14 protein-coding genes and 2 rRNA genes (1 of these 16 only partly in view) are annotated in these 14581 nt (G+C 63.7%); 10 read left to right on the top strand and 6 right to left on the bottom strand.

The genetic code is table 11. The annotated features are described in order from the left end of the window. The 5 genes from ACAty_RS13115 to ACAty_RS13095 form a co-directional block, all read left to right on the top strand. Nucleotides 1-2230 (top strand): 23S ribosomal RNA (locus ACAty_RS13115) (it extends 657 nt beyond the left edge of the window). Nucleotides 2231-2302: 72 nt separating this feature from the next. Beyond that, nucleotides 2303-2418, top strand: a 5S ribosomal RNA gene (gene rrf, locus ACAty_RS13110). A gap of 91 nt (nt 2419-2509) precedes the next feature. Continuing rightward, nucleotides 2510-3322, top strand: a complete 813-nt coding sequence (locus ACAty_RS13105) for a ferritin-like domain-containing protein (protein WP_004869348.1) — start codon at nt 2510-2512, stop codon at nt 3320-3322. Continuing rightward, nucleotides 3315-4325 carry a tRNA (adenosine(37)-N6)-threonylcarbamoyltransferase complex transferase subunit TsaD gene (gene tsaD / locus ACAty_RS13100; protein ID WP_004869345.1) on the top strand — a complete coding sequence of 337 codons (1011 nt, stop codon included), beginning with the start codon at nt 3315-3317 and terminating at the stop codon, nt 4323-4325. The genes ACAty_RS13105 and tsaD overlap by 8 nt, the downstream gene beginning before the upstream one ends. Beyond that, nucleotides 4322-4852, top strand: a complete 531-nt coding sequence (locus ACAty_RS13095) for a tetratricopeptide repeat protein (protein WP_004869343.1) — start codon at nt 4322-4324, stop codon at nt 4850-4852. The genes tsaD and ACAty_RS13095 overlap by 4 nt, the downstream gene beginning before the upstream one ends. Before the next feature lie 26 nt (nt 4853-4878). Here the strand turns inward: ACAty_RS13095 and plsY are convergent, their stop codons facing one another. Beyond that, a complete protein-coding gene (plsY, locus tag ACAty_RS13090) occupies nt 4879-5481 on the bottom strand; it encodes a glycerol-3-phosphate 1-O-acyltransferase PlsY (RefSeq protein ID WP_014003590.1) in 603 nt (200 codons plus the stop codon). 110 nt (nt 5482-5591) lie between these two features. On the opposite strand from plsY, the gene folB reads away from it, so the two are divergent. Next, nucleotides 5592-5951, top strand: a complete 360-nt coding sequence (gene folB / locus ACAty_RS13085; RefSeq protein WP_187288638.1) for a dihydroneopterin aldolase — start codon at nt 5592-5594, stop codon at nt 5949-5951. After that, entirely contained in the window at nt 5941-6408 is a 468-nt protein-coding gene (locus ACAty_RS13080; RefSeq protein ID WP_004869335.1) for a 2-amino-4-hydroxy-6-hydroxymethyldihydropteridine diphosphokinase, read from the top strand. Before folB ends, ACAty_RS13080 begins: the two co-directional genes overlap by 11 nt. Here the strand turns inward: ACAty_RS13080 and rimO are convergent. The 3 genes from rimO to ACAty_RS13065 are packed head-to-tail and all read right to left on the bottom strand — an operon-like array spanning nt 6362 to nt 8857. Then, nucleotides 6362-7726: a 30S ribosomal protein S12 methylthiotransferase RimO gene (gene rimO, locus ACAty_RS13075; RefSeq protein WP_004869334.1), complete on the bottom strand. Its 1365-nt coding sequence runs from the start codon at nt 7724-7726 to the stop codon at nt 6362-6364. The two genes, ACAty_RS13080 and rimO, sit on opposite strands and share 47 nt — an antisense overlap. Beyond that, entirely contained in the window at nt 7723-8115 is a 393-nt protein-coding gene (locus ACAty_RS13070; RefSeq protein ID WP_004869332.1) for a NifU family protein, read from the bottom strand. The genes rimO and ACAty_RS13070 overlap by 4 nt, the downstream gene beginning before the upstream one ends. Nucleotides 8116-8119: 4 nt before the next feature. Further along, complete coding sequence (locus ACAty_RS13065) at nt 8120-8857, bottom strand: SDR family oxidoreductase (RefSeq protein WP_038472990.1); 738 nt, start codon at nt 8855-8857, stop codon at nt 8120-8122. Nucleotides 8858-8866: 9 nt separating this feature from the next. On the opposite strand from ACAty_RS13065, the gene ACAty_RS13060 reads away from it, so the two are divergent. After that, the gene (locus ACAty_RS13060; protein ID WP_049784713.1) at nt 8867-9988 is read left to right on the top strand and encodes a class I SAM-dependent methyltransferase; all 1122 of its coding nucleotides are present in this window, start codon (nt 8867-8869) and stop codon (nt 9986-9988) included. Here ACAty_RS13060 and hemN read toward each other — a convergent pair. Both hemN and ACAty_RS13050 read right to left on the bottom strand, forming a co-directional pair. After that, on the bottom strand, nt 9981-11366 hold the full coding sequence (gene hemN / locus ACAty_RS13055) for an oxygen-independent coproporphyrinogen III oxidase (protein ID WP_004869326.1): 1386 nt from the start codon (nt 11364-11366) through the stop codon (nt 9981-9983). The genes ACAty_RS13060 and hemN overlap by 8 nt on opposite strands. Nucleotides 11367-11398: 32 nt before the next feature. Beyond that, a complete protein-coding gene (locus ACAty_RS13050) occupies nt 11399-12352 on the bottom strand; it encodes a LysR family transcriptional regulator (RefSeq protein ID WP_049784760.1) in 954 nt (317 codons plus the stop codon). 157 nt (nt 12353-12509) lie between these two features. On the opposite strand from ACAty_RS13050, the gene ACAty_RS13045 reads away from it, so the two are divergent. Both ACAty_RS13045 and ACAty_RS13040 read left to right on the top strand, forming a co-directional pair. Next, nucleotides 12510-13895 (top strand): OprD family outer membrane porin, encoded by a 1386-nt coding sequence (locus ACAty_RS13045; protein WP_004869322.1) that lies wholly within the window; start codon nt 12510-12512, stop codon nt 13893-13895. Nucleotides 13896-13957: 62 nt separating this feature from the next. Then, nucleotides 13958-14509, top strand: a complete 552-nt coding sequence (locus ACAty_RS13040) for an OmpA family protein (RefSeq protein WP_004869321.1) — start codon at nt 13958-13960, stop codon at nt 14507-14509. The last annotated feature ends 72 nt before the right edge of the window (nt 14510-14581 follow it).

Below are 14581 nucleotides of genomic sequence, written 5' to 3'. Positions count from 1 at the left end.
GCAGGGAGTAGACCCGAAACCGGACGATCTATCCATGGTCAGGATGAAGGTGGGGTAATGCCCACTGGAGGTCCGAACCCACGCCCGTTGAAAAGGTCGGGGATGAACTGTGGATAGGAGTGAAAGGCTAAACAAGTCCGGAGATAGCTGGTTCTCCCCGAAAGCTATTGAGGTAGCGCGTCGCGTAGTACTGCCGGGGGTAGAGCACTGTTACGGCTAGGGGGCTGTCACGGCTTACCAACCCGTTGCAAACTCCGAATACCGGCACGTAGCGCGCGGCAGACAGACGGCGGGTGCTAACGTCCGTCGTCAAGAGGGATGAAAACCCAGACCGCCAGCTAAGGTCCCCAAATATGGCTCAGTGGGAAACGATGTGGGAAGGCACAGACAGCTAGGAGGTTGGCTTAGAAGCAGCCATCCTTTAAAGAAAGCGTAATAGCTCACTAGTCGAGTCGGCCTGCGCGGAAGATTTAACGGGGCTCAAGCCATATACCGAAGCTGCGGGTGTGTTCTTCGGAACGCGCGGTAGGGGAGCGTTCGGTAAGCCGGTGAAGGTGTGTCGGAAGGCATGCTGGAGGTATCCGAAGTGCGAATGCTGACATGAGTAGCGATAAAGGGTGTGAAAACCACCCTCGCCGTAAGCCCAAGGGTTCCTGCGTCAAGTCAATCTGCGCAGGGTGAGTCGGCCCCTAAGGCGAGGCCGAGAGGCGTAGCTGATGGGAAATCGGTTAATATTCCGATACCGTTGCAGGATGCGATGGGGTGACGGAGAAAGGTAGCGTAGCCGGGTGTTGGACGTCCTGGTTTAAGCGTGTAGGGAGTCTCCTTAGGCAAATCCGGGGAGGCAATTCCGAGGCGTGATGACGATCCTCTACGGAGGAGAAGTACGTGAACCTCAGCTTCCAAGAAAAGCCTCTAAGCACAATCCTGTAGTGACCGTACCCCAAACCGACACAGGTGGGCAGGAAGAATATTCCCAGGCGCTTGAGAGACCTCGGGTGAAGGAACTCGGCAAATTGACACCGTAACTTCGGAAGAAGGTGTGCCCTAGTAGGTTGTAGTTCCTTGCGGACGAAGGCCGAGAGGGTCGCAGAGAATCGGTGGCTGCAACTGTTTAACAAAAACACAGGGCTCTGCAAAGACGAAAGTCGACGTATAGGGTCTGACGCCTGCCCGGTGCCGGAAGGTTAAGTGAGGGGGTGCAAGCTCTTGATCGAAGCCCCGGTAAACGGCGGCCGTAACTATAACGGTCCTAAGGTAGCGAAATTCCTTGTCGGGTAAGTTCCGACCTGCACGAATGGCGTAATGATGGCCACACTGTCTCCACCCGAGACTCAGCGAAGTTGAAATCGCTGTGAAGATACAGCGTTCCCGTGGCAAGACGGAAAGACCCCGTGCACCTTTACTACAGCTTAGCATGGGACCTTGAGATGACTTGTGTAGGATAGGTGGGAGGCTGGGAAGCCGGGACGCCAGTTCCGGTGGAGCCGACCTTGAAATACCACCCTGGTGATCTTGGGGTTCTAACCTCGGTCCGTGATCCGGATCAGGGACAGTGTTTGGTGGGTAGTTTGACTGGGGCGGTCTCCTCCCAAAGAGTAACGGAGGAGTACGAAGGTACCCTCAGCGCGGTCGGAAATCGCGCAGTGAGTGCAAAGGCACAAGGGTGCTTGACTGCGAGACAGACACGTCGAGCAGGTGCGAAAGCAGGTCTTAGTGATCCGGTGGTTCTGTATGGAAGGGCCATCGCTCAACGGATAAAAGGTACGCCGGGGATAACAGGCTGATTCCCCCCAAGAGTTCACATCGACGGGGGAGTTTGGCACCTCGATGTCGGCTCATCGCATCCTGGGGCTGTAGCCGGTCCCAAGGGTATGGCTGTTCGCCATTTAAAGCGGTACGCGAGCTGGGTTCAGAACGTCGTGAGACAGTTCGGTCCCTATCTGCCATGGGCGTTGGAGATTTGCGGGGAGCTGCTCCTAGTACGAGAGGACCGGAGTGGACGTACCTCTGGTGTTCCGGTTGTTCTGCCAAGGGCATTGCCGGGTAGCTATGTACGGACGGGATAACCGCTGAAAGCATCTAAGCGGGAAGCCCACCCCAAGATGAGATCTCCCGGGGCATAAGCCCCCTGAAGGGCCGTGGAAGACGACCACGTTGATAGGCTCCGTGTGGAAGCGCAGCAATGCGTGTAGCTAAGGAGTACTAATCGCCCGTGTGGCTTGACCATATATCGCCCCAATGCCCTCACCTTCCCTTCTCCACACCCGCCCGGCCAAACACCGGGCAGCGCTTACCTTTGTCTGGCGGCCATAGCGCAGTGGAACCACCCCTTCCCATCCCGAACAGGACCGTGAAACACTGCAGCGCCCATGATAGTGGGGGGCCTCCCCCCGCGAAAGTCGGTCACCGCCAGACACCTATTACCCCAAAAACCCCGAGCTTTTCTGGCTCGGGGTTTTTGTTTGGCGTTGCCGGGGCAAGGCCCCATAATGGCAAGATGAATTCTGTGCAGGTGCAAATAGGGGCGGCGCTGGCGTGTTCGGAGCCGGCAGAAAAGCTTCGGCGGGTGCAAGCTCTGCGCGCGCCCTCGGCGCGGGATCTCGAGGAGTGGGAGGTAGTGACGACGCCGCGCGTACCGGGGCGGCCGCCGCAACTGCGTCTCGTGGCTCCGCGTGAGTTGCCGCGGCGCCGCGCCCTGAACACGGAGGCAGGACGTTTTGCGCTGTTGCACGCCCTGGCGCACATCGAGTTCAATGCCATCAACTTGGCCCTGGATGCTGCCTACGCCTTTGCCGGATTGCCGCAGTGCTACTATGCCGACTGGCTTCAGGTGGCCCGGGAGGAGGCCCTGCATTTTTCCATGCTGCAAGCGCGGCTTGCGGACCTTGGCGGACAGTACGGCGATCTTCCCGCCCACGATGGTCTCTGGGAGGCGGCCTGCGCCACGGCGGACGATGCCATGGCGCGGATGGCTCTGGTGCCGCGCGTGTTGGAGGCGCGTGGTCTGGACGTGACTCCCGCCCTGCGCCAACGCCTGGAGGCCGCGGGCGATAGTCGTTCGGCGGCCATTCTGGAACGCATCGAGGCCGATGAGCGCGGTCACGTTGCCATTGGCAGTCGCTGGTTTGCCTACCTTGCCGCGCGCGCCGGTGTCGATCCCGAAGCTACGTTCTTCGCGCTCCTCGATCGTCACTACCGCGGTCGCATCGTCGGTCCCTTGGCGCGCGAGGCCCGGTTGCAGGGCGGATTCAGTTTGCGTGAGCTGGAGTTGCTGGAGGCGCGATCCGTGTCCGGGGGAGGGCAAGCCACCCATGCCTGAGCTGATCCTCGGAGTAGAAAGCTCCTGCGATGAAACGGGGCTCGCGCTCTACGATAGCGAGCGCGGTCTCGTGGACGAGGTGCTCTTCAGTCAGGTAGATATTCACGCCGTCTACGGCGGGGTGGTTCCGGAGCTGGCCGCCCGCGATCACGTCCGGCGCTTGCCGCTGCTGTGGCGGGAGCTGCGCCGACGCACGGGTCAGCGCCGCGCCGATGCGGTGGCGGTGACGACGGGCCCGGGGCTGATCGGGGCGCTGCTGGTGGGCGTCAACTTTGCGCGTGCTCTGGCCTACGCTTGGCAGGTACCGCTGATACCGGTGCATCATCTCGAGGGCCACCTGCTCGCCCCCATGCTCGCCGGCATATTGCCCTTTCCGGCCCTCGCACTTCTGGTTTCCGGTGGCCACACCCAACTCATTGCCGTGCACGAGTTGGGCTCCTACACCCTGCTCGGTGAGAGTGTGGACGATGCGGCGGGGGAGGCCTTCGACAAGGCGGCCAAGATCCTTGGTCTGCCCTATCCCGGCGGCCCTGCCCTCGCCGATCTGGCCGCGTCTGGTGACGGACGCCGCTACCGCCTGCCGCGGCCAATGTTGGATCGCCCTGGTCTCGATTTCAGCTTCAGTGGCCTGAAGACGGCATTTCGTCTACAGGCCGAAGGGCTGCCCCAGAGAGACCCACAGGCACGCGCCGACCTCGCCGCCGCTTTTCAGGAGGCGGTGGTCGCTACCCTTTGCGAAAAATGTCGCCGAGCCATTGAAGCGACGGGAATGAAGCGTCTGATCGTAGCCGGCGGGGTTGGAGCCAACCGGGCGCTGCGCCAAGCCCTCGCGCAACTGGCCGAGGCAGAACAGGTCGATCTCTATTTTGCCGATCTTGCCCATTGCACGGATAACGCCGCCATGATCGCCGTGGCCGGAGCGCAGCGCCTCGGGGCCGGGCGCAGCCCCCTCGAAACGGTGGCGGTGCGTCCGCGCTGGCCTTTGCAGGAGTTGATGCCATGACGCAAACGGAGTTCTCCCTGGATGCCGCCATTCAAGAAACGGCAGAGCGCAATCCCATTTTTCAGGAGGGTCTGGACTGGCAGCAGACCGGTCACCCGGACGAGGCCGCCCGCGCCTTCAAGCGCGCCATCGACGCCGGCGAGGAGTCAGCGCTGCTGTGGAGTTTTTATGCCTGGGCGCTGTCCGAGGCTGGCGATCCCCACGCCGCCATAGCCGCCTGCCGCAAGGCCATCGCTCTGGATCCCGAGTGGGGGGTGGCCTGGAACGACCTCGGTGAGTACCTGATGGAGACGGGGCGCATCGAGGAAGCCCTTTTCCCCATTCGCCGTGCCCTGCGCTCGCGCCACTTCGACCGGCCGCACCTGGCGCAGATGAACCTTGCCCGCTACTACCTGCACACCGGTAGTCTCGTGCGCGCCCGGCGGGCTGCAGAGGAGGCGGCGCGGTTGGCCCCGGGTTTTCGTCCAGCGCAGGATCTTTCCCGCTGGATTCGTGAGCGGCAGGAGGAGTGGGGCCTCAAAGACTGAGGCGGTACCCTGGTTCCCGTGACGGTCTAGGAAGGGCGAAAGCCCGACTCCTCGCCGCGCAGCAGGCGGCTGAGGTTGCTGCGGTGGCGCCACAGCACGAGTATCGCCAAGGTCAGCACCAGGCTCTTTGCCGGAAGCGGCAGGGCGAAGGCCCAGGCCAGCAAAGGCGCTATCAGGGTGGCGACGAGGGCAGCCAGGGAGGAGACACGGCGCCAGGCAAAGACCACGATCCAGGTGAGCAGCACGCACAGGCCGAGTAGGGGCACGTAGGCCAACAGTATACCCAGGGCTGTGGCTACGCCCTTGCCTCCGCGAAAACCAAAATACAGCGGAAAAAGGTGTCCGAGAAAGGCGGCAAGCGCCACCGAGGCAAGGGGCCAGCCGTCCAGGCCCAGGCCGCGCGCCACGAGCACGGGCACGAGTCCTTTCAGCATATCGCCCAGTAGGGTCAGGGCGGCGGCCCGCTTGCCGCCCAGGCGCAGGATGTTGGTAGCGCCGGGATTACCGGAACCGTGCTGACGCGGGTCGGGTAGGCGCAGGGCGCGGGCGACGAGGACGGCACTGGCGATGGAGCCCAGGAGGTAGGCGAACAGCACGAGCAGGATCGACTTCCATAGGGGAGCGGCCATGGCCGCGGCGGCGACGGGGTTTGCGGGGCTGATAAAAAGCCTCCTCTTCGCTATGATGGGTGCCGCACTGACGCGGGCGAGGTCCGCGCGGAACGGTTCAGGGAGATTCCGTGGATAGCTTATTCGTGAAAGCCCTCAAGGTCGAGACCCGCATCGGTATCTACGACTGGGAACGACAGGTCCGCCAGCGTGTGGAGATCGACCTCGAGATGGGTGCAGCGGCGGCGCAGGCAGCAGCAGCGGATCGGGTCGAAGCCACCATCGATTATCAGGCGGTTTGCCGACGCGTGGTGGATTACGTGGAAGGTTCCGAAGTACAGCTGGTGGAAACCTTGGCCGAGGGTATCGCCGAGATCCTGCGGCGGGAGTTTGGCGTTGGCTGGATGCAGATCACCATCCACAAGCCCGGGGCGGTGCGCGGGGCCGAGGATGTGGGAGTACGCATTACCCGGGGACGGCGTGCCGACTGAGCTGGGGCCCGCACCGGAGTCTCCCTGGGTCGTCCTTGGCCTCGGCAGCAATGTCGAGGCCGAGCGGACCTTGCCCTGGGCGTTGACGCGCCTGTGCCAGTCGTTTGCGCCCCTGTACATCGCGCAGCCCTGTCAGTCCGTAGACCACACGGGTGGCGCCCGCGCCTACGTCAATTGGGTCGTCGCCTTTCCTTCGGACTGGGAGGATCAGCGCTTGCACGCCTTTGCCAAGACGCTAGAGGCCCAGTGGGGCGCGCGGGTGGATGGCCGCGTGCCTTTGGATGTCGATCTTCTGTACCATGCTGCCACGGACACCTGGCACCGGCAGGCGGGCTGCAGTTACTGGCGCAGCGGTATACTGCAGCTTTTTCCACACTGGCGCACCAGGCTCCCGCCCGGGGACGCCCTACCTATTCAGCCTTGGTTGCCAGAACCGTCCCGTGCAGATCGTGGGTAGTGCTCCCGGTGATGCGGGCCCACAGGCGTTGTCCCGCGGCGGGCCGCCCGCCCGTCGGCGGGTCGAGTTGAATGATGCCGTCGATCTCTGGAGCCTCCGCGGCCGAGCGTGCCATTAGGTGCCCCGACTCGGTAAAACCGTCCACGACCACCAGACACTCTTGACCGACGCGCCGACGCAGGCGGGCGGCGCTGATCTCTGCCTGCACTTCCATGAACCGCTGCCGGCGCTCTTCCTTGACGACCTCGGGTACGGGATCGGCAAGGGCGTTGGCGGCGGCCCCTTCCACCGGGGAGTAGCTGAAGCAACCGACACGGTCCAGTTCCGCCGCATGCAGGAAGTCCAGCAAGAGACGGAAGTCTGCTTCGCTCTCTCCGGGGAAGCCGACGATGAAGGTGCTGCGTAGGGTGAGATCCGGCAGCTGGCGGCGCCAGCGGGCGATGCGATCGAGGGTCTTGTCGCTGGCGGCAGGTCGACGCATGGCCTTGAGCACGGCAGGGCTGCCGTGCTGCAGGGGAATATCCAGGTAGGGCAGGATCTTCCCGTCGGCCATCAAGTCGACGAGGGCGTCCACGTGGGGGTAGGGGTAGACGTAGTGGAGACGGACCCAGGCTCCCAGTGCCGCAAGGCTGGTGCAAAGATCGGTAATGTGCGCGCGCGTGGGACGGCCGTCGGCAAAGGCGGTGCGATAGCGTCGGTCGCTGCCGTAGGCCGCCGTATCCTGGGAAATGATGAGCAGTTCGCGGCAGCCGGCGGCGACCAAGGCCTCGGCCTCGCGCAGGATATCGCCGGGCTCCCGACTCTGGAGCTTGCCGCGCATGCTGGGGATGACGCAGAAGCTGCAGGACTGATTGCAGCCCTCGGCAATCTTGAGGTAGGCGTAGTGACGCGGGGTCAGGCGCAGGCCCTGTGGCGGCACCAGGTCCTGCAGCGGGTCGTGCCGGGGCGGGAGAACGCGATGGATGGCGGCCAGGGTGGCACCATCCTGCTGCGGGCCCGTTACCGCCAGCACCTTGGGCTGGGCTCGGCGAATGAACTCGCCTTGCTCGCGGGCGCCAAGGCAGCCCGTAACCACCACCCGACCATTCTCGTCGATGGCCTCGGCAATGGCGTCCAAGGACTCCTGGACGGCGGCATCGATGAAGCCGCAGGTATTGACCAAAACGAGATCGGCCTCGGCATAGTCCGCCACCAGCAGGTAGCCTTCAGCCCTCAGCCGTGTCAGCAGGCGCTCGGTATCGCTGCCAGCCTTGGGACAACCCAAGCTGACCATGCCGATGCGCGGCGGCTGCGTCCCCACACCCTCGGCAGCGCTCAAAAGGTATTGCTCACACGGGCGACGCCGGGCACGGCGCCAACAATGCGCTCCACCACCTGCTGCAGGTCCAGCACGGCATTGGGACAGCCGGCACAGGCACCCTTCATGCGCACCCGTACATCCCGCTGGGCGATCTCCACCAGCTCGATGTCGCCGCCGTCCCTCTGCAGAATTCGACGGACGACGGCCATGGCCTCGGCCACCGCCTCGGGATCCGGCAGGGGGTCATGCTCCGAGAACTCTTTTTTTCGTCCGATCTGGCGCTTGGCCATGTTCTGGACGTGCTCGATCTTGGCCGCCAAGATCGGGTCTTCGGCCTCGATGGCGTCCAGCTCAGCCTCGCTGTAAAAGCGGATGGGCTGGACCGGTTTGCTAGGCTCTCCATTCATGGGCTCAGTATATCATGCGGCCGCCGTCCACCACGACATTCTGGCCGCTCACATAATCGGCTTCCAGGAGCAGAAACCGCACGGCGCGGGCGATATCGGCGGGGTTACCCGCGCGCTTGAGGGCTGTGCGGTCGAGGATGACAGCGCGGGAGCCCTCCGCCGGTTGCTGGGTTTCGGCCCAGAGTACGACCCCGGGGGCCACACTATTGACGCGGATCTCTGGACCGAGCTCCTTGGCCAGGGCGCGGGTGAGGCTGACCAGGGCCGCCTTGCTGACGCTGTAGGGAAGATAGCCCAGCAAGGGACGTTCGGCATAGATGTCGGTGATGTGGACGATGGCACCGCGCCGCAATCGCAATTCCGCCGCCGCCGCCTGGGCGAGAAAGAAGGGAGCGTGCAGATGTATGCCTTCCATCTCCTGCCAGTGCCGCAGATCTACCTCGGCAAAGGCCTTGGGGCGATACAGGGAGGCGTTGTGGACGATGCCATCGAGACGACCGAAGGCAGCCATGGTCTGCCGTACGAGTTGGCGGGGATAATCGGGCTCCAGCAGATCCCCCTGCAGGAGCTGCACCCGCCGCCCCAGAGCCCGTAACTCATGGGCAAGGCTTTCAGCGTCGTCCTGGGAGTGCCTATAATGCAGGGCGATGTCACAACCGGCGCTGGCCAGGTGGCGGGCGATCTCTGCACCCACGCGGCGTGCGGCGCCGGTAACGAGGATACATTTGGCGTCTTCGGACAAAAGGAACCCATGCGCGACACTGGTCCAGGATTTGTAACCCATAGCCCGGATCGGCGCAAGTTCAGCCTGCCGCCGCCCGACCTCGAAGCGGCGGCGCACTCGGCGGCCCTGCGCGGGCGGATCTTGGCTCGTATCGCTGCCGCCGGTGGCAGCATCTCCTTTGCCGACTACCTGGAAGCGGTCCTCTATACCCCGGGTCTGGGATACTACATGGCGGGGCAGCGGCGTTTTGGTCCCGACGGCGATTTTGTCACGGCGCCGGAAATGGGGCCCGTACTGGCCACGGTGCTCGCGCGCTGGCTCGAGGACTATCGGAATCTAGGGGACGGCATACTGGAATTTGGCGGGGGAAGCGGCGCCCTGGCCCGGCAGTTGCGGGCGATACTGCCATCCACGCCCTATGCCTTTCTCGACCGCAGCGCGGATCTGGTCGCACAGCAAGCGAAGGCCCTGCCCGAGGGGCGCGTCCTGCAGGATCTTCCAGAGGCTTGGCGCGGAGTTTTCCTTGCCCACGAGGTACTGGATGCCCTCCCGTTTTTGGCCGTGGAATGGGACGGCGAGCGACTCTGGGAGCGTCGGGTGGCGATGCAGGGGGACGATTTCTGCTGGACGCTGGCGCCGCTGGCGGCTGAACATGCGGCTACCCTGCGCCCATACGCGGAGCACTGGCCGGCGCCCTACCAGACGGAGATCCGTCCCCTGGCCGAGGCTTGGCTCGCGGCGGCGGCGGCCAGCCTTGCCGAGGGAGCCCTGGTGCTCATCGACTACGGACAGGAAAGTAGCGAGTACTACCATCCCCAGCGCCGCCAAGGGAGTCTGCGCGCTTATTACCGGCATCGGGTGCTGGACGATCCTTTTTTCTTGCCCGGCCTGTGCGATCTGACTGCCCATGTGGATTTCGGTGCACTGCGCCGTGCGGCGGCGCGCCTTGGTCTGCGCGAGCGCTGGTATGGGCCACTGGCCCGCTTTCTGGTGGAGGGTGGTCTCGCCGAGCTGTATCCGGGCCTGGCGGCGGGCCGGGATGGGCGCGGTCTGTTGGCGCTGAACAACGAAATCAAACGCCTCACCTTGCCCCAGGAGATGGGGGAAAGCTTCAAGGTACTGTTACTGGAAAAGACACTCCTCAAATGACCCGGGAGTAGCGCACGCTCTTCTGGCCCAGGTACGCATCAAAGACCATGCAGACGTGGCGCACCAGCAGACGGCCGCGCGCGGTGATGGTCAAGGTCGACCCATCCCAGGTCAGCAGGCCATCGTCGGCCAGCGCCATGAGCTGCGGCCATTCGGCCGCGAAGTGGCGCGGGAAGTCTACCCCGAAGCGCTCCTCGACGGCGCTGCGGCTCAGGCGAAAATCGCAGATCAGGCGGGTGATGACAAAACGGCGCAGCCGATCCTCTGGGCTCAGTACCCAACCGCGCTCCACCGGCAGCTTGTGGGCGTCGATGGCGGCGTTCCAGGTCTCCAGATCCTTGTGGTTCTGACTATAGGCTGTTGCCGTGGCGCTGATGGCGCTCATGCCCAGGGCGAGGAGGTCGGCCTCGGCGTGGGTGGAGTAACCTTGGAAATTGCGATAGAGCGTCCCAGCCCGCTGCGCCAGCGTCAGTTCGTCTTCGGGTAGGGCAAAGTGATCCATGCCGATGTAGACGTAACCGGCGGCCTGCAGCCGGGCGATACTGTCGCTGAGGATATCCAGCTTGAGCGCTGGACTCGGCAGCTCCGCTTCGGCTATCCGGCGCTGTGGCGCAAAGCGCTCGGGCAGGTGAGCGTAGTTGAACAAGGAGATGCGGTCGGGGCGCAGGGCGACGATGGCATCCAGGGTGTTGGCAAAGGAGCTACGGTTCTGCCGTGGCAGACCGTAGATGAGGTCGAGGCTAATGGAGCGGTAGCCCAAGGCACGCGCCTCGGCCAGGACCGCGGCGACGAGATCCAGACTCTGCTCCCGATGCACGGCCCTCTGTACCTCGGGATCCAGGTCCTGTACCCCCATGCTCAGGCGATTGCAGCCAAAGGCCCGCAGACGGGCCAACATGCCCGGCTCCAGCGCCCGTGGATCCACCTCGACGCCGTACTCGCCGCGATCCTCCGGCAAGAGACGGAAATGGCGATCGATGGCGTCGAGCAAGCGATCCATATCCGCCGCGCGCAGAAAGGTCGGGGTGCCACCGCCGAAGTGCAGTTGCACCACGGGCCGCTCACCATCCACGTGGCGGCGCAGCAGGCGCATCTCCGCCTCCAACCGCTGCACGTAAGGCTCTCCCCACTCGCGATGGCGGGTGACCACCTTGGTACAGGCGCAATAGAAGCACAGGTGCTCACAAAATGGGATGTGCAAATAGAGGGATAGCGGCCGACCGTGGTCGTTGCTCCGTTCCAGTTGCTCGATGTAGTCCGCAGCGCCGAACTGCGGACTGAAGTGGGGGGCCGTTGGGTACGAGGTGTAGCGCGGACCCGGGCGGTCGTAACGGGCGATGAGGTCGGTGTCGAAGACCAGGGATTCGGGGGCGGGCATGGACGGCTCTCCGTGAGCTATTTGCCGACATTCTAGTCCGTAGGAGTTGGCTGCGCATCCTCCCGCTGACCTCGGACGCCCGGCAGATCTCGGGGCACGCTGGCGCGGACGTCGTCCAGAAAGGCCCGCAGAAAGTTCTGATCGATGCCGTCGCGCCGCGTCGCGGCCTGGAGATCCTGCCACAACCCGTGGGGGCCGAGGGGCAAGGCGCGGACGTAGCCGCGGTCCCCATAATTGCCCACGGCCCAGGCAGGCAAGGCCGCAAGCCCCTGACCGGAGGCTACCAACTGCAGGATGATGACCGTGAGTTCGGCGTGGCGCCGCCGCCAGGGCTGCACCCCCGCCGGCGTCAGAAATTCGCGGACGAGATCGAGGCGACGGTCGTCCACGGGATAGCTGATGAGGGTCTCCTCGCGAAAGTCCTCGGCCTCCAGGTAGCTTTTTTGCGCCAAGGGGTGGCGGGGACTGACGAGGCCCATGACTTCGTAGCGAAAGAGGGTGTGCAGCGCCAGCTGCGGCGGCAGCGCCTCCGGAGCACTCAAGACCGCCAGATCCGCCTGGTGCTGTTGCAGGAGTGCCAAGGGATCCTCATGGAAACCCGAGACGATGTCCATCTCCACGTCGGGCCACTGTGCGCGAAAGCGGTCCATGGCCGGGGTCAGCCAGTCGAAACAGGTGTGGCACTCCACGGCTATGCGTAGCCGCCCACCGTGGCCACCCGCCAGGCGGCGCAGTTCCTCCTGGGTACGGCGCAAGGCCGGCAGGCAATCGCGGGCCAGGGCGTAGAGGCGTTCCCCGGCGGCGCTGAGACGCGGGGCGGCACCCGGCTCGCGATCGAAGAGGCTGACACCAAATTCCAGCTCCAGGCCGCGCAATTGGTGCGACAGCGCCGACTGGGTCAGGTGCAGGCGCTGTGCGGCAGCGGCAATACTGCCACTCTGCACGATGGCCTCGATGGTGCGCAGATGCCGGATTTCAATGGGCATGGTTCGGGCCAGACCACACTGCACATGGGGGTGTGCTGGCGCAGTCGCTATATATTGACATATATTTCGTCACGAAAGGTTCATAAAACTGTCATCATGTTGTCACAATGCCACGCTATATTGGTCGCGTTTTGAATACACCAGAGAGGAGAATGCCATGATGTCCAAATCGCGGATCGCCCTGGGCGTCTTTGCCGCCCTGTGTGGCCTGAGCACTGCAGTACAAGGGGAAACTCTGAAGGATTTCCTCATGCAAAGCAAGGTGGACGGGCAGTTGCGCTCGTATTACTTCAGCCGGGATTACGGCGCTACGGGGCCCAATACTTACAATCAGAACGCCTTTAGTATCGGCGGCATCCTGAATGCCCAGACCGCCCCCTTCCTGGGTGGCTTCGGCGTCGGGGCGAGCTTCTACACCGCCAATTCCCTGGGGGCCAACAGCAGCAATCCGGCCAAGCTGGACGCTACCCTCATGGGTACCCGCTCCTCCATCAATGCCCTGGGTCAGGCCTACATCCAATACGAGATCCCCAAGGTCCTGCTGATCCGTGCCGGTGACCAGACCCTCAATACGCCCTGGGTCAATACCTCCGATTCGCGTCTCCTGCCGGCCACCTACCAGGGTGTGTACGCCGAGGTCTCGCCCTACTGCGATCTGCACTTCTACGGTATGCGCATCTTCCGCTGGAAGAGCCGCACCTCCAGCGACTACTACCGGGACAACCTGTACTACCAGCCCACCACCTTTGGCGACAACATGTACGGCGGTAGCCCCACGTTGTCCGCTGCCCAATCCGCCAATTTCGCCAGCAACGGTATCCTCGCCTTCGGAGCTTCCGGCTCGGCCATGGGCTTCAAGGGTCAGGCCTGGTACTACGACTACTACCAGTTTGCCAAGCAGGTGTACGCCGACGGTAGCTACACCCTGAAGACCGGTGCTGGCATCGATCCTTTCGTCGCGGCCCAGTACAACCGCGAGTACGGCAACAACACCCTGTTGGCTGGATCGAAGATCAACAACTCGCCCATCGCCGCTACCTCCGTCAACAACGTCGCCTGGGGTGCGCAGATCGGCGTCAACTACGACGCCATGAACAGCATCATCGGCAACGGTCAGCTGGCGCTCTCCTACAATGAGATCTACGCCCACAACTATGCCGTCGGCGGGGGCGCCATCGTCTCGCCCTACACCGTGGGCTACGCTACGGACCCGCTCTTTACCACCTCCATGATCCGCGGTTTGGTGGAATTGGGACCGGGCACCGCCTGGAAGGTCAAGTGGACGCAGAACCTGCTGAACAAGCAGATCCTCTTGATGCTCGCCTTTGCGGAATACCACACCTACTACCAGGGCAAGAGCAACGACGCCTATCTGGATGCGACCTATTTCTTCCAGGGTCCGCTGAAGGGTCTGTCCATTCGGGATCGTGTCGAGGTCTCCAACGGGCTGGGCGCCTACAACGGTTACCTTGGCAATGGTGCCGGCTTCAACAAGGGCCACTCCTTTGTCTATAACCGGGTGATGCTCACCTACGCGTTCTAGGATCCAGGCATAAATGGCTACGGGGGGCGTGTCCCCCCGCGACCTCACAGGAGAAAGGAAACATGTCCAAGCTCAAGACCGTGGTTCTGACTGCCGCCCTGGTCGCCGCCGCTGGCTGCGCCCAGGCCCCCTTCCAGGGTTGTCCCGCCGGCAAGCCGCCCGTTGCCCCGGCACCGGCGCCCGTTACCCCGCCGCCTCCGCCACCGGCCCCTGCGCCCATCGCTCCGGTGCAGAAGACGGTGCTGGAAAGCAAGCCCATCACCATCACGGGCATCAACTTCAAGTTCAATTCGTCCAAGCTCCTGGATCGCGACATCAAGGTTCTGGACGAGGTGGCGGAATTCGCCCAGAAGCACCCGGATGCCGTCATCAATGTCAACGGCTACGCCAGCAAGGTGGGCACCTATGCCTACAACCTGAAGCTCTCCCAGCAGCGTGCGGAAAGCGTCGCGCGCTATCTGGAGCAGCACGGCGTGCCGCGGGATCGGATGGTGCTGAAGGGGCATTCCTATGAGGATCCCATCGCCAGCAATGCCACCCCGCAGGGGCGTTTCGAAAACCAGCGGGTGGAAATCAATTCCACCATTCAGGTGGAGAAAACCGTCCAGCAGTAAGGGCGATTCTGGAGGGGGCATCCGCCCCCTTCCGGGTTGCTGGGTTCAGGGCCTCGGTGGGGTCCTGAGCCA

The sequence above is a fragment of the Acidithiobacillus caldus ATCC 51756 genome (assembly GCF_000175575.2).
GTDB classification, from domain to species: Bacteria; Pseudomonadota; Gammaproteobacteria; order Acidithiobacillales; family Acidithiobacillaceae; genus Acidithiobacillus_A; species Acidithiobacillus_A caldus.
This window is presented reverse-complemented; position numbering and strand designations above follow the sequence as displayed.